Below are 20,346 nucleotides of genomic sequence, written 5' to 3' on the forward strand. Positions count from 1 at the left end.
CATCCAACTCAGCGGTGCAGCCACATGCGGATTGCAAGCAGCAATTGATCGGTGTTGACGGGTTTGGCCAGGTAGTCGGACGCGCCGGCTTCGAGGCATTTCTCGCGGTCGCCCTTCATGGCCTTGGCCGTCAACGCGATGATCGGAACACGGGCGAAGGCCGGATCTTCACGAATAACGCCGATGGTCTGATAGCCATCCATCTGCGGCATCATGATGTCCATCAGCACGATGGCGATCTCCGGATTGGATTCGACCAGCGTCACCGCCTCCTTGCCGGTGGTCGCCGTCAGCACCTTCATGCCGCGCCGTTCCAGCACGCTCGACAGCGCGAAAATGTTGCGGGCGTCGTCGTCGACGAGGAGGGCGGTCTTGCCGATCAGGTCGTCGTCGGAACTGTTCAGCTTCTCGAGCATGCGCTGTTTCTCGACCGGCAATTCCGTGATCACGCGGTGCAGGAACAGCGCGGTCTCGTCGAGCAGGCGCTCCGGTGATTCCACGCCCTTGACCACGATGCTGCGCGCCATGGTGTGGAGTTCCGCATCTTCCTCGGCGGACAGCTCGCGGCCGGTGAAGACGACGACCGGGACGTTCGACAGCGCCTCGTCGTTGCGGATCTGGTCCAGCACCTCGAAGCCGCTCATGTCGGGCAGCCGCAGGTCGAGCACGACGCAATCGCAGGGGGACTCACGCAGCATCGAGAGCGCGTCGGCGCCGGTGCCGGCCGTCACGATCTCGATATCGTCGTGATGCAGGAGCTCCCGGATCGAGAGCTGCTCGGCTTCGTTGTCCTCGACGATCAGCAGCCGCTTGCGCCGCGGCCGCGCATATTCCTTGATCTGCGTCAGCGCGGCCGAGACGCCCTCGGTCGTCGTCGGCTTGTTGACGAAGGAGAAGGCGCCGCGCGCCAGCGCATGCTGGCGGTCCTCGTCGAGCGTGATGACCTGCACGGGGATGTGGCGGGTCAGCGGATTGTGCTTGAGCTGGCTTAGCACTGTCCAGCCGAGCATATCAGGCAGGAACACGTCGAGCGAGACGGCGCGCGGCTGGTACTGCTTTGCAAGCTCCAGCGCCTCCGCGCCGCGTGCGGCGACCAGCACCTTGAAACCCTTGTCCCGGGCAAGGTCAATCAGAATACGCGCATAATGCGGATCGTCCTCGACGATCAGCAGGATGCTGTCGCCGGGTTCGAGGTTGAGCCGGTCGTCGGCGAGCTGCTCGATGACGCGCTGCTGTTCGGGCGTGGCGGGCTGCAGCGCCGGCGGCTGGCTGTGTTGCTGGGGCGCAGGGCGCGGTGCGAGCGTCGGACCGGAATATTTCAGCGGCAGGTATAGCGTGAAGCACGACCCCTTGCCCGGCAAGCTGCGCAGGTGGATCTCGCCGCCGAGCAGGCTTGCGAGCTCGCGGCTGATCGCAAGGCCGAGGCCGGTGCCGCCATATTTGCGGCTGGTGCCCGCATCCGCTTGCTGGAACGCCTCGAAGATCAGCTTCTGCTTCTCCAGGGGAATGCCGATGCCGGTGTCGGACACTTCGAATGCGATCACGGCCGGCGCCGAGTTCAGCACGGGATGATCCGTCCCCCAGCCGCCGACCGCGGCGGCGACCTTCAGGCGCACTTCGCCCTCGGCGGTGAACTTGAAGGCGTTGGAGAGCAGGTTCTTCAAAACCTGCTGCAGGCGCTTGGAGTCGGTGACGAGGCTGCGCGCGAGATTCGGATCGAGGTCGATCTTGAACGAAAGGTTGCGGTTTTCCGCCTCGTGACGGAACGGCCGCCCGACGGTATCGAGCAGGTTCGCGGTCAAAATTTCCTCGGCGTCGACCGTCACGGTGCCGGACTCGATCTTGGAGAGATCGAGAATGTCGCTGATGAGATTGAGCAGGTCGGTGCCGGCGCCGTGGATGGTACGGGCGAATTCGACTTGCTTGCCGGTGAGATTGCCGTCCGGATTGTCGGTGAGCTGCTGTCCGAGGATCAGGATCGAGTTCAGCGGCGTGCGCAGCTCGTGACTCATATTGGCGAGGAATTCGGACTTGTACTTCGAGGTGAGTGCCAGCTCGGTCGCCTTTTCCTCCAGTGCGCGGCGGGCCTGCTCGATCTCCTGATTCTTGCGCTCGACCTCGACGTTGCGCTCGGCGAGCTGCTGCGCCTTCTGTTCGAGCTGGTCGTTGGTCTGCTGCAACTCGCGCTGCTGGGTCTGGAGTTCGCCGGCGAGCTGTTGCGACTGCTTGAGCAAACCTTCGGTCTGCATCGTCGCTTCGATCGAGTTGAGCACGATGCCGATCGAGTCGGTGAGCTGCTCCAGGAACGTCATCTGCGAGGTCGTGAACGAGGTGAGCGAGGCCAGCTCGATCACCGCCTTGACCTGGCCTTCGAACAGCACCGGCAGCACCACGAGGTTCTTCGGCGCGACCCGGAGCAGTGCCGAATTGATCGGCACCACGTCGGCCGGAATGTCCGCGATCACGCGCGGACGCTTGTCGATCGCGCATTGGCCGATCAGGCCGTCGCCGAGCGGCAGCACGCGCTGATACGGATAGATGCCGTCGCCGGCATAGGAAGCGAGCAGCAGAAGCTGCGGACTATCCTCGTTTTCGACCTGATAGATCACGCCGGTATGCGCGTTCACCAGCGGCGACAATTCGGTGAGCAGCAGCCGGCCGACGGTGGTGAGGTCGCGCTGGCCCTGGAGCATGTTGGTGAATTTCGCAAGATTGGTCTTCAACCAGTCCTGCTCGGTGTTCACGTCCGTCGTCAGACGGAGGTTCGTGATCATCGTGTTGATGTTGTCTTTGAGCTCCGAGACCTCTCCGCGGGCGTCGACCTGGATCGACCGTGTCAGGTCGCCCTTGGTCACCGCGGTTGCGACCTCCGCGATCGCGCGCACCTGAGAGGTGAGGTTGGCCGCCAGGAGGTTGACGTTACCGGTGAGATCCTTCCAGGTGCCGGCGGCGCCGGGCACGTCGGCCTGACCGCCCAGCCGTCCCTCGACGCCGACCTCGCGCGCCACTGACGTCACCTGGTCGGCGAAGGTCGCGAGCGTCTCGGTCATGTTGTTGATCGTGTCGGCGAGCGCCGCGACCTCGCCCTTCGACTTCACCGTCAGGTTCTGCTTGAGGTCGCCGTTGGCGACCGCGGTCACCACCTTGACGATGCCGCGGACCTGCTCGGTCAGGTTCGCCGCCATGAAGTTGACGGTGTCGGTGAGATCCTTCCAGGTGCCGGCGACGCCGGGCACCTGGGCCTGGCCGCCGAGTTCGCCTTCGGTGCCGACCTCGCGCGCGACGCGGGTCACTTCGCCGGCGAAGGCATTGAGCTGGTCCACCATGGTGTTGATGGTGTTTTTCAGCTCGAGGATTTCGCCCTTCACGTCCACGGTGATCTTGCGCGACAAGTCGCCGCGCGCCACCGCAGTGGTGACCTCGGCGATATTGCGGACCTGCGTGGTGAGGTTCGCGGCCAAAAGGTTGACGTTGTCGGTGAGGTCCTTCCAGGTGCCGCCGACGCCGGGGACCACGGCCTGGCCGCCGAGCCGGCCTTCGGTGCCGACCTCGCGCGCGACGCGCGTCACTTCGGCCGCGAAGGAGCGGAGCTGCTCGACCATGGTGTTCAAGGTGTCCTTGAGCAGCAAGATCTCGCCGCGCACGTCCACCGTGATCTTTTTCGAGAGGTCGCCGCCCGCGATCGCGGTTGCGACCTCGGCGATGTTGCGGACCTGGGCCGTCAGGTTCGAGGCCATGAAGTTGACGTTGTCGGTGAGGTCCTTCCAGGTGCCGGCAACCCCGGGCACCTCGGCCTGGCCGCCGAGCTTGCCTTCGGTGCCGACCTCGCGCGCGACGCGCGTGACTTCGCCGGCAAAGGCGTTGAGCTGGTCCACCATGGTGTTGATGGTGTTCTTCAGCTCCAGGATTTCGCCGCGCACGTCGACGGTGATCTTGCGCGAGAGGTCGCCGCGCGCCACGGCGGTGGTGACCTCGGCGATGTTGCGGACCTGGGCGGTGAGGTTGCCCGCCATCGAGTTGACGCTGTCGGTGAGATCCTTCCAGGTGCCGGCGACGCCGGGCACGTTGGCCTGGCCGCCGAGGCGCCCTTCGGTGCCGACCTCGCGCGCCACGCGCGTCACCTCGCCCGCGAAGCGGTTGAGCTGGTCGACCATCGTGTTCAAGGTGTCCTTGAGCTGAAGGATCTCGCCGCGCACGTCCACCGTGATCTTGCGGGACAAGTCGCCGCCGGCGATCGCGGTCGCCACTTCGGCGATGTTACGGACCTGGGCGGTGAGGTTGCCAGCCATCGAGTTGACGCTGTCGGTGAGGTCCTTCCAGGTGCCGGCGACGCCGGGCACTTCGGCTTGTCCACCGAGCTTGCCTTCGGTGCCGACTTCGCGCGCAACGCGCGTGACTTCGCCGGCGAAGGCGTTGAGCTGGTCCACCATGGTGTTGAGCGTTTCCTTCAACTGAAGGATTTCGCCGGACACGTTGACGGTGATCTTCTTCGACAAATCGCCCTTGGCCACCGCGGTCGCGACTTCGGCGATGTTGCGGACCTGCCCGGTCAGGTTCGACGCCATCGAGTTGACGCTGTCGGTGAGGTCCTTCCAGGTGCCGGCGACGCCGCGCACCTGGGCCTGGCCGCCGAGTTTGCCTTCGGTGCCGACTTCGCGCGCGACGCGCGTCACTTCACCGGCAAAGGCGTTGAGCTGGTCCACCATGGTGTTGATGGTGTCCTTCAGCTCCAGGATTTCGCCGCGCACGTCCACGGTGATCTTCTTCGACAAGTCGCCGCCGGCAACCGCCGTCGTCACCTCGGCGATGTTGCGGACCTGCGCGGTCAGGTTCGACGCCATCGAGTTGACGCTCTCGGTGAGATCCTTCCAGGTGCCGGCGACGCCGAGCACGTTGGCCTGGCCGCCGAGGCGGCCTTCGGTGCCGACCTCGCGCGCCACACGCGTCACTTCGCCGGCGAAGGCGTTGAGCTGGTCCACGCAGGTGTTCAGCGTTTCCTTCAGCTGAAGGATCTCGCCCGACACGTTCACCGTGATCTTCTTCGAGAGGTCGCCGCCCGCGATGGCGGTCGCGACGTCGGCGATGTTGCGGACCTGGGCCGTCAGGTTCGACGCCATGAAGTTGACGTTGTCGGTGAGGTCCTTCCAGGTGCCGGCGACACCAGGCACCTGGGCCTGGCCGCCGAGCTTGCCCTCGGTGCCGACCTCGCGCGCCACGCGCGTCACTTCGGAGGCGAAGGAGTTGAGCTGGTCCACCATGGTGTTGATGGTGTCCTTCAGCTCCAGGATCTCGCCGCGCACGTCCACCGTGATCTTGCGCGACAAGTCGCCGCGCGCAACGGCGGTGGTGACGTTGGCGATGTTGCGCACCTGGGCGGTGAGGTTGCCGCACATCGCGTTCACGGAATCGGTCAGGTCCTTCCAGGTACCGGCGACGCCGGGCACGATGGCCTGGCCGCCGAGCTTGCCGTCGGTGCCGACCTCGCGCGCCACGCGCGTCACTTCGGAAGCGAAGGAGCGGAGCTGGTCCACCATCGTGTTGATGGCTTCCTTGAGCTGAAGGATCTCGCCGCGGACGTCCACCGTGATCTTCTTCGACAAGTCGCCGTTGGCCACAGCGATCGTCACCTCGGCAATGTTGCGAACCTGGTTGGTCAGGTTGTTCGCCATCGAGTTGACGCTCTCGGTCAAATCCTTCCAGACGCCAGTCATTTCCGGCACCTGGGCCTGGCCGCCGAGCTTGCCCTCGGTGCCGACCTCACGCGCGACGCGCGTCACCTCGGAGGTGAACACGCCGAGCTGCTTGATCATGGTGTTGACGATGGTCGCGGACTGCAGGAATTCTCCGCGGAGCGGACGGCCGTCGACGTCGAGCTTGACGGTCTGGATCAGGTCGCCTTGCGCCACGGCTGCGACCGCGCGCGTCACCTCGCGAGTTGGCCACAACAAATCGTCGATCAATGTGTTGACCGAGCCTTCCATATCGGCCCAGGAGCCGGAGGCGAGGCCGAACTTCACGCGCTGCCGCGTCTTGCCCTCGCGGCCCACCACTTGGCCGACCAGCTCGAGCTGCTGCGCCATGCGCTGATTGGCGGCGATGATTTCGTTGAAAGTGTCGGCGAGCTTGCCGTCAATGCCGAGATAGTCGCCGCTCATGCGCACCGAGAAATCGCCGTTGCGCATGGCCTGGAGGGCAAGCAGCAATTCTGCCCGGGAATCCGGCTCCGACATACCGTTGTTCTTTGGCTTTGGGCCGCGACGACCGGAGCGTGATGCAGTTCCGGTTTCGACGTCGCTCATACTCATTCCCCCGCAGGCGCCGGCCGAATCCCAGGCAAGACGCGATTGATCAAGATAGAGCTTCAGCCCAATTCGAAATCAAGCGCCAACGTACGGCACCAGGAAATGGAACCTGCTTTGCTCAGCCCAATGAAAACAATCGCGACGGACCGAAATGGTTCCATCGGGTTCCGAGATTTTCGGGCCGAAGGTCCCCACTTCAACGCGCCATTGCAAGGGGCAGTTGGCTTCAGGAACGGAGTGGCGGCCCTCCCGTTAGCCCGCAAATGCAGGGAGAGCGCATATGAAAGCCGGATTTGCCGTCGTCGTGACTGTGATGGTGTTTGCCGGATCGGCTTTGGCGCAGAGCGGTGCGCCCAGCGGTCGCGGCGCCGTGACCGGCGATCCCGCCGCAAGCTCCGCCACGCCACGGGCGGATACGCCGACCACGGGCACGTCGACCCGGTCGAACCCCAGCGGTAGCGGCACCTCGAGCTCGGGCGGCAAGGATGACAATGGGGATGCCGGCCGGGATAGAATGCCGGAGAGCGACCGTACGGTGCGGCCGGAGAGCCAGCAACATCATCCGAACGACAAGTAAAGGGGCTATTTGTCCGCCATGGTGCGCTCGGCGTCCTTGACCTGCGAGCGCAACATCGGGAGCTGCTCGCGCGCGAACGCCGCAAGCGCGGCATCATCGGGTGCCTTGAGATAGCGTTCCAGCAGGTCGATCACCGATTCATATTCGGGAATCTGCGCGGCATAGAAGCTTTTGACGAAAGTTGGCCCGTCCGAGGTTTCGGGCTCGACCAGGCTCGCGCCCGCCGGGGTCGTCTTGGCGACGCGCGGTTCAGTGCCGATCGCCTCCTGGATCGGCTTCAGGGCCTTGTCGCGCTGGGCTGCTTCTTCGGCACGCAGAGCGGCGAGGTTCTTGACCTCGGCATTGCCCTTCAGGTCGGTGCTCTCCAGCAGACCCTGCTGGAAGCGGCTGAACGTGTAGAGGTCGCTGATGACCTCGGTTGCGGTCGGCGCGCGGCCGGCCGGACTGTGCTCGGCGGTGCTATCGGCAAGCGCTGCAGTGCTGATGGAGGCGAGGACTATCGCGACAAGAATCCGCATGTATGCCAATAGCGGATGGTGACCAAAGTTCCGCAAATGTTACGATCTCGTAAGGGCTGTTGCAGCGCCCAGGTTCCGTCCCCAATTTTACCTTCATGAAACGATCCGACACTTTCAGAGACAACGCCGACAACTGCCTTCAGCTCGCTGAACGGTCCCAAGGACAGCCGGCTCACAACCGCTTCTTGCGCATGGCGGAGGCGTGGACGGCACTCGCGAACGAGCAGGACTGGCTCGACGGCGAGGTGCCGCCCGTTGCGGCCCGCAGCCGTCAAAGGCAGGAGGCGTGACGCTCTCGTTTCCGTGAATCTGCGTGTGAGACGGCTCACGGAACGCAAGCCACCAATTCATTATTCGGGAGCAGTCGATCGCGTTATTTTTTGATTCCAGGAATTTAATTCCAGAAGGAGGTTTGCGATGGCTACACGCCCACGTCTGGCTCTTCTTTCTCTCATTTTCGCCTTTGGCGTCTCGGTCGCATTTGCGACGGTGACGACGATGCGGCAGGTGCATCATGAAAATGCATCGGCCGCAGTCCACGCGGCCCACAGCTAGCCGCAGCCTCTCTTGCTCTCGGAACCTTCGAGGCTCAGGCGCGTAAGCGCTTCGAGACGACACGAGAGAGGCGAGAGCATATCATGGCCCATTCCGACCAAGGCATGATCAGAGATCAGCGCGGTGAACAGCAGCCGCGGGACAAGCAGCGCGCGCAAACGGTGCACAAGTCGAAGCGAGAGGGCTCGCCCTCTCGCGAGGCCACGCGCGATCCCAAGTTGAACGACAACAGCAAGACACCCGGCTCCGGCATGGTGCCGGATGATTCCGGCGACGCGCCGAGCGGCTAATTCCACGAGGAACGAATCCCTGCGCGAAGAGTCGAGGGATTGCTTCCGGTTGTCATGCCCCCGGTGATCCGGAAGCAATCTCCAAGGACGGCCCTGGCACCCCCGTGCCGGGGCCGTTTGCTTGAGCATCAGGCCGGGCTAATCTTCCGACTCGCGCTGCGGATGCGGGTGCGTGTGGCCGTCCGGGCCGCGCCCGAAAACCCCGAACCTGCTCGATTTGACATTAGCCCCTGCATCGACCCCGGCGGCGGCCAGTCCGAGCTTGAGGAGCTCGCGCACCGCCGCGGCTCGCGTCGGCATGCGATGTTTGAACCGGAAGTCGTCCACCGCGGCCAGTTCTTCTGGTGACAGCATGACCTGGAGCCGCTCGGCGCGAAGGTCGTTCATGGTCAATCACCCAAAATGAGTATGTTGAGTAATCCACTCAACAAACTCATTCCACGAGGGTTCCACAAAATCCGAGCCACCAGATGGTCATCGAGCAGGCGCTGGGCCAACAGCCCGGGCCTTCAACCGCCGAGATTGCAGCCTTCGACGCAAGCGAAAGCGAGCTAACGCTTCGCGAGGGGAGAGCTCTTTGCCGATCGCGAATGGGCTGATCGGTGCGGCTTCCGGGAGACGATGCGAAGCTTGCGCCTGAGCCACCAGGCCAATACCGAAACGACGGCCCAGACGATCAACGCGGCAGTGAAAGCGCCCGGAACGCTCGCGGCCACGGTGAAATGAAAGATGGCGGCGAATGCCAGGAGACCGATGCTTCCCCAGGCGGCGCCAGCCGCGTCGAGCGCGGCGGCCGCTTGCCCGCGGCGCGTGCCGCTGAGGCCGGCCTTCTCCTTGGTGCGGCGCTCATGGCTTTCGACCAGCGTGGCGCTCGCGCAGAAGATGGCGGGAAGCGCAAGGAATAGTCCGCCGACTGACACACCGAAGCGCGCTCCCAGTATCCCCGTGAGCACGGTGGCCAGGCCACCGAGCAGGAAACGAATGCAGTACTCGTACCAGCGTGTCTGCTTTAGCGCGGAGAGTGACAGCTTGACCGGCATCAGGCCGCACCTCCGAAGCCGGCGAGCAGGCCGAAGGCGACCGCAAGCCACACGACAATAGCGAAGACGGTCGCGGGCAGCGCGGACACACGGTATCCGATCAGCAGATGGCAGACGACAACGCTGTAGCAACCAAGCGCGACCGCGCCATAGATCATCGTCCAGCTTTCGGCCGCAGCATATTGCGGGCCGTGCTGGACGACGGCGATGCCGAGCGTCGCCAGTGCGACTGACGGTGCTGCGCCGAGCAGCCCCGCAAAGCTTTTGGGTTTGAGCATATCGCCGAAGATCGCAAAGGCGGAGACGATGACGCCACCGGCAACGAATCGCAGGACATATTCGGTCACGGCCGTTCCCGCCGATTGACCTGCTCGCGGAACGATCGCGTCAGTGTCCATGGCCGCAAGAGTCTCTCTACGGCCGCGCCAAGCGCAAATCCTGCGACCACGTCGCTTGCCCAATGCGCGAGCACCGCGATTCGTGTCAGCGAAAGCGCGACCGCAACCGTGCGCACCAATCGACGCGGCGCTTCGGGCAGCAAGCCCGCCGCCGAGGCAAGTGCGCCCATATGGACCGCGTGACCGGACGGGAAGGCGTCGCGCGCCTGTCCTGAGACGGGTACTCCATGTCGGTGTCCGCGTATGGTCAGCCGGTCAGGCCTGATCTGATCGAACACGGATTTCAGGACATGAGGCAGAACGGCCGTCGCTAGCGACACAGCCAGAACGTGATTTGCCACGGGCCGCTGTTGCGGCTGCCAAATATGAGCATAGAGCCACCCCGCTGCGGCCAGCGCGAGCAGCACGTGCTCGTCGGCGGCCCAGGTTAATGTCTGCGCGGTGTGCTCGACGCCTGAATTGGTGTGATCAGCGATCTCGTTCGCGATCGCGACGTCGATCCGGTTAGGTTTGACGTTGACTAAGGCCATCGGTCTGCAAGCGTGATGTCTCCATGACGGTCTTGCAAAGCCCGGAGACAAAGAAGGTTCCTGAGCTCTGCCTCGTGGCATATGCAAGCCGGCGTCCTCGGAAACTCGTTACTTGGACTGGCCGACGCTCGGTGCCTTGCCGAGCTCCTTGGCCATGTCGAGGTGGTGCTTGAGCGCCGGCAGCGTCTTGCCGGCCCAATCCTTCAGGTCGGAATTGTCCCCGCCTTTGGCGTAACGCTCGAACAGCGAGACCGCGTCCTCATGGGCGCTGACCTGGTACGAATTGTAATCCGAGCTGAAGTCCTTGCCATTCGCGCTCTTGAGCTTGTCGAGCTTGCTCTGGTGCGAGCTGTCGAGCGCCGTCGGCAGGGTTGCCTGCACCTTGCCGCCGCTGACGAGGCCCTTCAGTTCACCGCTGGTTTTGGTGTGGTCGGTCACCATCTGTTGCGCAAAACTCTTCTCCTGCGCGTTGCCCTTCTGCTCGGCGAGCTTGCTCGATTCGATCTCGAACATGTCGCTGATGGCGACCTCCTTGACGAAGTCGGCGGTAGCAGGCGGGACGCCGAGCGCCGAATTGACGCCGGTCTTCTCACCGAGCGACTGGGCGAGCGCGGGGCCTGCGAGAAGCACGCAAGCAAAGGCGATGACAGTACGTTTCATGGTCCGGTCCCTCCGATTGAGCGCGCAGCCTCTCGCCGCGCGACGTGGCGCCGACCAACACGCCGCAGGGGCCGAGGTTCCTAACGGCTAATCCGTGGGATGCCGCCCGGTGCGCGGATTGATGGGATCGGTCGGCTTGCGCCGAAGCCGTTCGGGCAGAAACGGCTCGGTCGGCGTGGCGGTGGCCTCGGCACGTACGTCTGCATGGCGTTGTGCCCGTTCATGCGGCGTCCGGTTGTCGTTGATCTGCCGCTTCACGTCGAGGCCGTCGACGGGATCGTTGACGCCGTGCTGGATATCGCGGAAATCGCTCATGCTTCACCTCATTCCTTTCCAGGCAGGATCTTTTCCAATATCTGCCGCGCCGCCCCCTTGATCACTCCGCTCTCGTTGGGATCGCCCTTCATCAGAGCGAGCGAGAAATTCTTCGCCTGCTGCAAGGTGACGTGCGGCGGCAGCGGCGGCACTTCGGGGTCGGTCTTCACCTCCAGCACCACCGGCATCTCGCTCGCCAGCGCCTGCTCCCAGGCCGAGCCCAGCAGCTGCGGGCTGTCGACGTAGATGCCGGAGAGGCCGATCAACTCGGCAAAGCGCGAATAGGACACGTTTGGGATGCGCTGCGATGCCTCGAATTTTGGATCGCCGTTGATGATGCGCTGCTCCCAGGTCACCTGGTTGAGATCTTCGTTATTAAACACACAGACGATGAAGCGCGGATCCTTCCAGTCGCGCCAATATTTCGCGGCGGTGATCAGCTCGGCCATGTTGTTCATCTGCATCGCGCCGTCGCCGACGAGTGCAATCACGGGGCGGTCGGGATGGGCGTATTTCGCGGCGAGCGCATAGGGCACCGCGGCACCCATGGAGGCGAGGCCGCCGGAGAGCGAGGCCGTCATGCCGCGGCGCATCTTCAGGTCGCGCGCGAACCAGTTGGCGCAGGAGCCGGAATCACTGGTGATGATGGCCCGGTCCGGCAGGCGCGGCGACAATTCCCAGGCGACGAGCTGCGGATTGACCGGTGCTGCTGGCTGATGTGCGCGGTCATCCAGCGTCTTCCACCATTTCGCGACGTCGGCTTCGATACCCTGGCGCCAGGCGCCGTCGCTCTTGGGTTTCAGTCGCGGCAGCAGTGCGCGCAGCGTCTCGGCGGCGTCGCCGATGAGACCGACCTCCATGGGAAAGCGAATCGACATCATGCTGGCGTCGATGTCGATCTGCACGCCGCGCGCCGCGCCTTCCTTCGGCAGGAATTCGGCATAGGGAAAGGCGGAGCCGACCATCAGCAGCGTGTCGCATTCCATCATCATGTTGTAGCTGGGCTCGGTGCCGAGCAGGCCGATCGAGCCGGTGACCCAGGTCAGGTCGTCGGGCAGCACAGCCTTGCCGAGCAGCGCTTTGGCACAGCCGGCCGACAGCCGGTCGGCGACCGCGATCACCTCCTCGGTGGCATGCAGCGCGCCGGCGCCGACGAGCATCGCGACCTTCTTGCCGGCGTTGAGCACTTCGGCGGCACGGTCGAGATCAGCGTCACGAGGCTTGATGCTTGGAGCGTTATAGCCGATGCCAGAATGCAGGGTGCCGTGAGCGCGCGGCGGATCCTCGTACGGCTCCTCCTGGATATCGTTGGGCAAGATGATCACGGTTGGCGTCCGCCGGGCCAGCGCGATCCGGATCGATCGATCAATCAGATGCCGAATCTGCGCCGGCGAGGATGCCTGCATGACGTAGGCGCCAGCCACATCCTTGAACATCGAGACGAGATCAAGTTCCTGCTGATAATGTCCACCCAGCGCATTGCGTGCCTGCTGACCGACGATCGCAAGCACCGGCTGGTGATCGAGCAGGGCATCGTAGAGACCGGTAATCAAATGCGAGGCGCCGGGGCCCGAAGTTGCGATGCAGACGCCGAGCTGGTCGGAGAACTTCGCATACGCGGTCGCCATGAAGGCGGCCATCTCCTCATGCCGGGCTTGGACAAAGCCGATCTTGCCCTCAGCACGCTGAAGGGCACCGAACACGCCGTTGATTCCGTCGCCGGGATAGCCAAAGAGGTGGCGCACTCCCCATTGATGCAGACGCTGAACGATGAAGTCGGAGACGGTCTGGGACATCGTGGGCGGCTCTTCGCTCCAGGAACTTTGATTCGGGGACTTGAAGTCGAGAGAACCGCCTGTTTCAGACGATGTTCCTCAACTCACGCGGAACAAGCTGGAACGATCGCTCACTCATTCGGGTTGTCTCGATACTGGCTGAGTGGAGAATTGAGATGTTGAATCAAGGCGAACTGCACCAAAACGAGGTGGGCCGTTTGATCGGCAGCGACAAGGTTGAGGGAACATCGGTCTATGGCGCCGATCGCAACAAGATCGGCTCGATCGAACGCGTGATGATCGACAAGGTCAGCGGCAAGGTGTCCTACGCCGTGCTCGGCTTCGGCGGTTTCCTGGGCCTCGGCAACGACCACTATCCGCTGCCGTGGCAGTCGCTGAAATACGACACGGAGCTTGGCGGCTACGTCACCGGCATTACCACCAAGGAGCTGGAAGGCGCGCCGAAATACGGCGAACGGAGTGATTGGAACTGGGGTGATGACGCCGCAGTTCGCGGTATCAACTCCTACTATGGCGTCCCCTTCGCTTAGGGATTCACGGAAAGGGAGTTCGATGAGCAAGGAACGGCCGAACGACGATCCCCGGCAGCAGAGCGACTGGGGTTCGCACAAGCAAACGGACAAGCCCTGGAAAGGCAATCCGGAAAAGGAGCAGGGATCGGGCGAGGTGAAACCCGATCTCGAAAAATGGCATGAGACCAATACGCACTGAGCAAGGTGTTAATAATGAATTCGCAGCAAGCGCGGCGTGCACGATGCCGTGCTTGTTCTTTGAGCAGTCACATTGACGTATGACACCGTCGCTTGCGCAGGCCGGAACCATGCCTTCGCACTGCGGTTAGGCCTCCGGTGCGAGCCGGACTGAGGCGGCTTAGTACCGACAGAGGTGTTCACCGTGGATGCTCAAACCCGGGAGCATGGGCCGTCCGCGGAGCAGCCGCAGAGGGCGAAGGAAGCTCCGGAGACATCTCCTGATCAGGCCCGCGACGCCAAAGATCAGAAGCCGGCGAAGACGCCATCGCTGCGAGATCGGATGCGTGAGCATTGGCTGCTCGCCACCGTCGGTGCCATTGTGTTGCTCGCGGCCCTGATCGCTGGCCTGCTCTACTGGCTCCAGGTGCGTCACTATGAATCCACCGACGATGCCTTCGTCGCCGCGCGCAGCTTTTCGGTCGCCGCGAAGGTCGGCGGCTATGTGACCGATATTCCGGTCACGGACAACCAGCATGTCAACGCCGGCGATCTCCTTGCCAAGATCGACGAGCGCGACTATCGCATCGCCATAGACCAGGCCGCGGCTCAAGTTGCGGTCTCAACGGCGAACATCGCCAACGTCGAGGCCCAGATCGTTTCGCAACAGGAACAGATCAAGCAGGCCCAGGCGCAGCTCGAACAAGCGCAGGCGCAGCTCCAGTTCTCGCAGGAGGAGTTCAAGCGCGCGGAAGATCTCGTCGAGAAGGGCGCCGGCACCGTGCAGCGCCAGCAACAGACCCGCTCCGATCTTCAGGCGCAGCAGGCCAACACTGAACGTGCGAAGACCGCGGTGACCGCCGCGCAAGTCGGCATCAACACACTGCAAGCGCAGCTCGAGGGCGCCCGCGCGCAGCTCGCGCAGTCGCAGGCGCAGCTCGATCAGGCCAAGTTGAACCTGCAATATACCAGCGTCGTTGCGGCGCAGTCTGGCCGCGTCGTCAAGCTCAGTGGTGCCAAGGGTACTTTCGTCACTGCGGGACAAAGCCTGATGATGTTCGTGCCCGACGAGGTCTGGATCGTCGCCAACTACAGGGAGACGCAGCTCAACGACATGCGGCCGGGCCAGCCGGTCGAGATCGGCATCGACGCCTATCCCGGCCGTAAGCTGACCGGCCATGTCGAGTCCGTGCAGCCGGGCTCCGGCACCGCGTTCAGCCTGCTGCCGGCGGAGAACGCCACCGGCAATTACGTCAAGGTGGTGCAGCGCGTGCCGGTGAAGATCGTGGTCGACAGCTGGCCGGCCGATTTGCCCGTTGGCCCCGGCATGTCGGTCGTGCCGTGGACCAGGGTGCGATGACGGACACAGCGCCGGGAGGCGCGTCCGCTGCAGGTTGGTCGCCGGAGCGCTCGGCGGCGGGCGGTCATAATCCTTATCTCATCGCCTTCGTCGTCTCGATCGCGACCTTCATGGAGGTGCTCGACACCACCATCGCCAATGTCGCGCTGCGACACATCGCGGGCAGCCTCGCGGTCGGTATCGACGAGAGCACCTACGTCATCACCAGCTATCTCGTCGCCAACGCCATCGTGCTGTCGATCTCGGGCTGGCTGTCGACCGTGATCGGCCGCAAACGCTTCTACATGATCTGCGTTGCGACCTTCACGGTCTCTTCGCTTTTGTGTGGCTTTGCATGGAATTTGCAGGCGCTGGTGCTGTTCCGCATCCTTCAGGGCCTTGGTGGCGGCGGCATGGCGACCAGTGAGCAGGCGATCCTCGCCGACTCCTTCCCGCCGCACAAGCGGGGCCAGGCCTTTGCGATCTATGGCATCGCCGTCGTGGTGGCGCCGGTGATAGGACCGACGCTCGGCGGCTGGATCACCGACACCTACACCTGGCACTGGGTGTTCCTGATCAACGTCCCCATGGGGGTGCTGTCGCTGTTCCTGGTCGGCACGCTGGTCAAGGAGCCGTCGGGCGCGGAGGAGGAGAGGGAGAAGCTGCTGAGCAAGGGGCTGCGGGTCGACTATGTCGGCTTCCTGCTGGTCGCGATCGGGCTCGGCTCGCTCGAATACGTGCTCGACGAAGGCCAGCGCAGCGACTGGTTCGGTTCGAACATGATCGTGTTCTTCGCCTTGCTTTCGGCCGTGTCACTGCTTGCGCTGATCCCCTGGGAGCTGACACGCGAGGATCCCATCGTCGATCTCCGCCTGCTCGGCCGCCGCCAGTTCGCCGCCTGCTTTCTGGTCATGCTCGGCACCGGCGCGGTGTTGATATCCACGACGCAACTCCTGCCGCAACTGCTCCAGACCGAGCTGAACTACACAGCCATGCTGGCCGGTCTCGCGCTGTCACCGGGCGGAATCGCGACCCTGGTGCTGATGCCGGTGGTGGGCCGTCTCGTCAGTAGCGTGCAGCCGAAATACCTCATCATGTTCGGCGCTGCCATCGTCGCCTTCTCGATGTGGCATCTCACCGGGCTCACCGGCGACATCACCTACGGCTATGCCGCGATGTCGCGCATCTTCCTCGCCATCGGTCTGCCTTTCCTGTTCCTGCCGGTCACGACCGCGTCCTATGACGGCGTGCCGCCCGACAAGACCAACCAGGCTTCAGCGCTGATCAACGTCGCCCGCAACATCGGTGGCTCCATGGGTGTCGCACTGGCGCAGACTATTCTGGCGCAACGCCAGCAATTCCATCAGAGCCGCCTGATCGAGCACGCCGCGCCATCCGATCTCGGCTACCAGCAAACCATCGAGACGATGACCCGCTTCTTCCAGGCCCAGGGCTCGAACGCGAGCGATGCGGCCTCGCAGGCGGTCGCCTGGGTCGGCCGCACCTTGCAGCAGCAGGTCGATTTGCTGGCCTACATCGATGTGTTCTGGACGCTCGCGATCATCGCGTTGCTGATGATCCCGACCGCCGCAGTGCTGCGCCCGATCAAGCTGGGCGCCCCTGCGCGGGGGCATTGAGCCAACGGTCGTTCGGAGAGAAATGGTGACCGCGGCGCAAAAGTCCGGCTAGACTGGTCCGAACACCAAGCAAAAGTCCGGGAGGTAATTTAAGTGAAGACCGCGATCACCGAACTGTTCGGCATCGAGCACCCCATCATCCAGGGCGGCATGCATTTCGTCGGCTTTGCCGAGCTGGCGGCCGCCGTCTCCAATGCGGGCGGGCTCGGCATCATCACCGGTCTCACTCAGAAGACGCCGGAGCTGCTGGCAAAAGAGATCGCGCGCTGCCGCGACATGACCGACAAGCCGTTCGGCGTGAACCTCACCTTCCTGCCGGCCTTCGCCGCGCCGCCTTATCCTGAATATATCGCCGCGATCGTCGAGGGCGGGGTCAAATCCGTGGAGACCGCGGGCCGCAGCCCGGAAGCCTACATGCCGGCGCTGAAGGCGGCCGGCATCAAGGTCATCCACAAATGCACTTCGGTGCGCCACTCCCTGAAGGCGGAGCGCATCGGCTGCGACGCCGTCAGCGTTGACGGTTTTGAGTGCGGCGGCCATCCCGGCGAGGACGACATTCCCAACATGATCCTGCTGCCGCGCGCGGCGGAGGAATTGAAGATCCCGTTCGTCGCTTCCGGCGGCATGGCCGACGGACGCAGCCTGGTCGCGGCGCTGTCGCTGGGTGCGGCCGGCATGAACATGGGCACGCGCTTCATCGCCACCAAGGAAGCGCCGGTGCATCAGAACGTGAAGAACGCGCTGGTCGCGGCGACCGAACTCGACACCCGCCTGATCATGCGGAGCCTGCGCAACACCGAGCGCGTGCTGAAGAACGCCAATGTCGACCGCCTGCTCGAGATCGAACGCGAGAAGGGCGACAAGCTCAAGATCGACGACATCCACGATCAGGTCGCGGGCGTCTATCCCAGGATCATGCTGGACGGGAAGATGGATGCAGGCGCCTGGAGCTGCGGCATGGTCGCAGGGCTCATCCACGACATCCCCACCTGCAAGGAACTCGTCGACAGGATCATGGCTGAGGCGGAAACCATCATTCGCAACCGTCTGATGGGGTTCCTTGAAGGGACCGGTGCACCGCAAAGGGTCGCCTGACACCGCCAATTTCTTAACCACGGCGGCAGTTGACCGCTGGAATTGCGCGCGACGCCTCCTAAATAAATAGAGGTAAATTACCTCTTAACAATCAATTTCAGGAGGCGTCCGTGGTCCTGAAGAGCGTTCATTTTGCAGTTGCCGTTGCCCTCGTGCTCGCATGGGGCGGCATCGCGCGCGCTGACGAGTACAAGCCGAGTGAGTATCTAGGCCTCGATCTTTCGAAGGCCGTGTTGTCGCCGAAGCGGCTCGGGCCCGAAACCCAATTCGCGCCGCTCGCGCTGGAGGCGCGCGGCGGCAACGAGGCGCAGGCGCGCTCCGAGCCGTTCGGCGTGCCGAAGAAAGTCGCGGCCGAACGCGTGCATGTGTCGGAGCCGAAGGTCGCGCACGCCAAAGTAGCGCGATCCAAGGTTGCGCGCGCCAAGTCCGTGCAGCCACGCGGCGCGGCGCGCGCCAAGCTCGCGCATCGCCACGGCAATCCGCTCGACGCGCAGGCGAGGGATACCCGCATCCAGACCTGGCCCTGCCGCTCCGGCGGCATCTGCAACTGGCAGCGCTAAGGTCAGTTCCGAGCCGTCATCCGTACGTCGCAAAACCGTAGGCCCGGGGTCAAGAAACCGTAAGCCGGGAGTCAAACGACGCAGGCACCTTCGGTCGCGATTCGACGAAGGTTTTCCTGAATGGCATCGCTCCGCGCCTCGCGCGCCTGGACCCGGCGGCAATTCCTGGTCCGCTCCACCTCCAGCCTCGCCGCCGCCACGCTCGCAAAGCCACATCTCAGCCGCGCCGCCGACCGTCCGCAGATCGCAGGCGGCATCCAGTCCGGCGACGCCTCGGATGGCTCCGCCGTGATCTGGGCGCGCGCCGACCGGCCGGCGCGGATGCAGGTGGAGTGCTCGACCGTCGAGAGCTTCAAGACCATTATTGCGTCAGCTTCGAGCGATGCATTGCCGGATACCGACTTCACCTCAAAGCTGCTGCTGAACGATCTGCCCCTCGGACAGGACATCTTCTATCGTGTGCGCTTCGACGACATCGCGACCGGCATCGCCGGCGAAAGCCGCATCGGCCATTTCCGCACCGCGCCGGCCGCCGGCCGGTCGATCTCGTTCCTGTGGTCCGGCGACACGCGGGGCAGGGCTGGGGTATCGACACATCGCGCGGCGGCTATCGCAGCTATCGCACCATGCTCGACAATCGCCCGGACTTCTTCATCCATTCCGGCGATCACATTTACGCCGACTGCACGATTCCCTCGGAGCAGAAGCTGCCGAACGGCGAGACCTGGCGGAATGCCGTGACCGAGGAGAAATCCGAGATCGCGCACACGCTGGCGCAGTTCCGCGGCAATTACAAATACAACCATCTCGACGAAAATTTTCTTGCCTTCCACGCCGAGGTGCCGATGCTGACGGCACCCCACGGCTGGTCGCACGCGCTCGCCGGGCCTTTATCGCGGCTGGAAGCGGCGTCATGACCGTGACGCTGAAGGACGTCGACAACCGGGACCTCTGGTCGGTCGACATCGTGCCGCAGCCGCAGGCGCGCCCGGCCGTGGTGGCGCAGCATTCGTAGGTCGCTAACCCGATCTTGATTGGCGCTCCTGCGGCTCCCACACTATGCTGTACCTTCCCGCCACCTCTTTTCCATCACCGAAGAGTCTGCTCACGCGGCATCGCCGCGCGCATCCGGTGGGTTGAAATATCTTAGGAGCCTTTTCATGGACAATCTGAAGACACAGGGCATCAGCATGCCCAAGCTCGGCCTCGGCACCTTCCGCATGCAGGGCGATGCCTGCCGCGCGGCGGTCGAGAGCGCGCTGTCGATCGGCTATCGCCATATCGACACCGCCGAGATGTACGGCAACGAAGAGCCGATCGGCGTGGCGCTCGCAGCGGCCGGCGTGCAGCGTGGCGAGCTGCATATCACGACCAAGGTCTGGCACGAGAACCTCGCACCCGAAGCGATCCGCCGCGCCTTCGACGCCAGCCTGAAAAAACTCCGGCTCGACCACGTCGACCTCTATCTCGTGCACTGGCCGTCCAAGGCCGCGAACTGGCGTGCTGTGTTCGAGACCTTGATGAAGCTGAAGGAGGAGGGGCGCACGCGAGCGATTGGCGTCGCCAACTTCACCACCGCGCTGCTCAAGATCGCGGTCGAGGACATCAAGGCGCCGATCGCCTGCAATCAGATCGAATATCACGCGATGCTCGATCAATCGAAGGTGCTGGCCTATCTCAACGCCAAGTCGATCCCGCTGGTTGCGTATTGCCCGTTGGCGCAGGGGCGCGTCGCATCCGATCCGGTGCTGGCCGAGATCGGCGCGAGGCACGACGCGACCGCCGCGCAGGTCGCGCTGAAATGGCTGCTCGACCAGGATGGCGTCGCCGCGATTCCGAAGGCCTCACGCCTCGAGAGCCAACAGGCCAATCTCGACGCGCTGAAGATCACGCTCGACGATGCCGACCGCAACAAGATCGCGGCGCTGCCGAAAGACAGCCGCTGCGTCAATCCCGGCTTCGCGCCGGCGTGGGACTAACCTCGCCGGACGTTTCGAACACGCAAAGAAATGGCCCCGTGAGGGGCCATTTCCGTATTGCGTTGT

Annotated in this window: 19 protein-coding genes and 1 pseudogene; 11 read left to right on the top strand and 9 right to left on the bottom strand. The window is 63.9% G+C overall.

The annotated features are described in order from the left end of the window. Positions 1-8: 8 nt before the first annotated feature. A complete protein-coding gene (locus tag ACVWW3_RS03355; RefSeq protein WP_247347979.1) occupies positions 9-6,299 on the bottom strand; it encodes a HAMP domain-containing protein in 6,291 nt (2,096 codons plus the stop codon). A gap of 283 nt (positions 6,300-6,582) precedes the next feature. On the opposite strand from ACVWW3_RS03355, the gene ACVWW3_RS03360 reads away from it, so the two are divergent. Continuing rightward, complete coding sequence (locus ACVWW3_RS03360; protein WP_354045941.1) at positions 6,583-6,879, top strand: hypothetical protein; 297 nt, start codon at positions 6,583-6,585, stop codon at positions 6,877-6,879. 5 nt (positions 6,880-6,884) lie between these two features. Here the strand turns inward: ACVWW3_RS03360 and ACVWW3_RS03365 are convergent, their stop codons facing one another. Continuing rightward, positions 6,885-7,397, bottom strand: a complete 513-nt coding sequence (locus ACVWW3_RS03365; protein ID WP_354045942.1) for a DUF4142 domain-containing protein — start codon at positions 7,395-7,397, stop codon at positions 6,885-6,887. Between the two features lie 95 nt (positions 7,398-7,492). Between ACVWW3_RS03365 and ACVWW3_RS03370 the strand changes: the two genes are divergently transcribed. Further along, positions 7,493-7,687, top strand: a complete 195-nt coding sequence (locus ACVWW3_RS03370) for a hypothetical protein (RefSeq protein WP_247347985.1) — start codon at positions 7,493-7,495, stop codon at positions 7,685-7,687. Between the two features lie 348 nt (positions 7,688-8,035). Beyond that, positions 8,036-8,242, top strand: coding sequence for a hypothetical protein (locus ACVWW3_RS03375; protein ID WP_247441909.1), 207 nt, complete (start codon positions 8,036-8,038; stop codon positions 8,240-8,242). Positions 8,243-8,380: 138 nt separating this feature from the next. Here the strand turns inward: ACVWW3_RS03375 and ACVWW3_RS03380 are convergent, their stop codons facing one another. The 7 genes from ACVWW3_RS03380 to ACVWW3_RS03410 all read right to left on the bottom strand — a co-directional run bounded on the left by ACVWW3_RS03380 (position 8,381) and on the right by ACVWW3_RS03410 (position 12,981). Continuing rightward, positions 8,381-8,629: a hypothetical protein gene (locus ACVWW3_RS03380; protein WP_247347989.1), complete on the bottom strand. Its 249-nt coding sequence runs from the start codon at positions 8,627-8,629 to the stop codon at positions 8,381-8,383. A 164-nt stretch (positions 8,630-8,793) separates the two neighbouring features. After that, complete coding sequence (locus tag ACVWW3_RS03385; RefSeq protein WP_456650934.1) at positions 8,794-9,282, bottom strand: DUF3147 family protein; 489 nt, start codon at positions 9,280-9,282, stop codon at positions 8,794-8,796. Beyond that, complete coding sequence (locus tag ACVWW3_RS03390; RefSeq protein ID WP_456650933.1) at positions 9,282-9,629, bottom strand: DUF3147 family protein; 348 nt, start codon at positions 9,627-9,629, stop codon at positions 9,282-9,284. Before ACVWW3_RS03390 ends, ACVWW3_RS03385 begins: the two co-directional genes overlap by 1 nt. Continuing rightward, a complete protein-coding gene (locus ACVWW3_RS03395; protein ID WP_456650932.1) occupies positions 9,626-10,210 on the bottom strand; it encodes a phosphatase PAP2 family protein in 585 nt (194 codons plus the stop codon). The genes ACVWW3_RS03390 and ACVWW3_RS03395 overlap by 4 nt, the downstream gene beginning before the upstream one ends. Before the next feature lie 108 nt (positions 10,211-10,318). Further along, on the bottom strand, positions 10,319-10,870 hold the full coding sequence (locus tag ACVWW3_RS03400) for a DUF4142 domain-containing protein (RefSeq protein ID WP_456650931.1): 552 nt from the start codon (positions 10,868-10,870) through the stop codon (positions 10,319-10,321). Positions 10,871-10,957: 87 nt separating this feature from the next. Next, positions 10,958-11,185, bottom strand: coding sequence for a hypothetical protein (locus ACVWW3_RS03405; protein ID WP_211397214.1), 228 nt, complete (start codon positions 11,183-11,185; stop codon positions 10,958-10,960). 8 nt (positions 11,186-11,193) lie between these two features. Next, positions 11,194-12,981, bottom strand: coding sequence for a thiamine pyrophosphate-requiring protein (locus ACVWW3_RS03410; RefSeq protein WP_456650930.1), 1,788 nt, complete (start codon positions 12,979-12,981; stop codon positions 11,194-11,196). A gap of 155 nt (positions 12,982-13,136) precedes the next feature. On the opposite strand from ACVWW3_RS03410, the gene ACVWW3_RS03415 reads away from it, so the two are divergent. The 8 genes and pseudogenes from ACVWW3_RS03415 (at position 13,137) to ACVWW3_RS03450 (ending at position 20,280) form a co-directional block, all read left to right on the top strand. Next, positions 13,137-13,511, top strand: a complete 375-nt coding sequence (locus ACVWW3_RS03415; protein ID WP_247348001.1) for a PRC-barrel domain-containing protein — start codon at positions 13,137-13,139, stop codon at positions 13,509-13,511. 22 nt (positions 13,512-13,533) lie between these two features. After that, a complete protein-coding gene (locus tag ACVWW3_RS03420; protein WP_247348003.1) occupies positions 13,534-13,692 on the top strand; it encodes a hypothetical protein in 159 nt (52 codons plus the stop codon). Positions 13,693-13,875: 183 nt separating this feature from the next. Then, the gene (locus ACVWW3_RS03425) at positions 13,876-15,030 is read left to right on the top strand and encodes an HlyD family secretion protein (protein ID WP_456650929.1); all 1,155 of its coding nucleotides are present in this window, start codon (positions 13,876-13,878) and stop codon (positions 15,028-15,030) included. Next, the gene (locus tag ACVWW3_RS03430; RefSeq protein ID WP_456650928.1) at positions 15,027-16,646 is read left to right on the top strand and encodes a DHA2 family efflux MFS transporter permease subunit; all 1,620 of its coding nucleotides are present in this window, start codon (positions 15,027-15,029) and stop codon (positions 16,644-16,646) included. Before ACVWW3_RS03425 ends, ACVWW3_RS03430 begins: the two co-directional genes overlap by 4 nt. Positions 16,647-16,739: 93 nt before the next feature. Beyond that, complete coding sequence (locus ACVWW3_RS03435; RefSeq protein ID WP_456671869.1) at positions 16,740-17,741, top strand: NAD(P)H-dependent flavin oxidoreductase; 1,002 nt, start codon at positions 16,740-16,742, stop codon at positions 17,739-17,741. A 110-nt stretch (positions 17,742-17,851) separates the two neighbouring features. Then, positions 17,852-18,301 carry a hypothetical protein gene (locus ACVWW3_RS03440; protein ID WP_456650927.1) on the top strand — a complete coding sequence of 150 codons (450 nt, stop codon included), beginning with the start codon at positions 17,852-17,854 and terminating at the stop codon, positions 18,299-18,301. Between the two features lie 120 nt (positions 18,302-18,421). After that, a pseudogene (locus tag ACVWW3_RS03445) lies at positions 18,422-19,193 on the top strand (alkaline phosphatase D family protein); the annotation flags it as partial. Positions 19,194-19,461: 268 nt separating this feature from the next. Further along, positions 19,462-20,280 (top strand): aldo/keto reductase, encoded by an 819-nt coding sequence (locus ACVWW3_RS03450; protein WP_456650926.1) that lies wholly within the window; start codon positions 19,462-19,464, stop codon positions 20,278-20,280. Positions 20,281-20,346: the final 66 nt, after the last annotated feature.

Source organism: Bradyrhizobium sp. LM2.9, assembly GCF_054056555.1.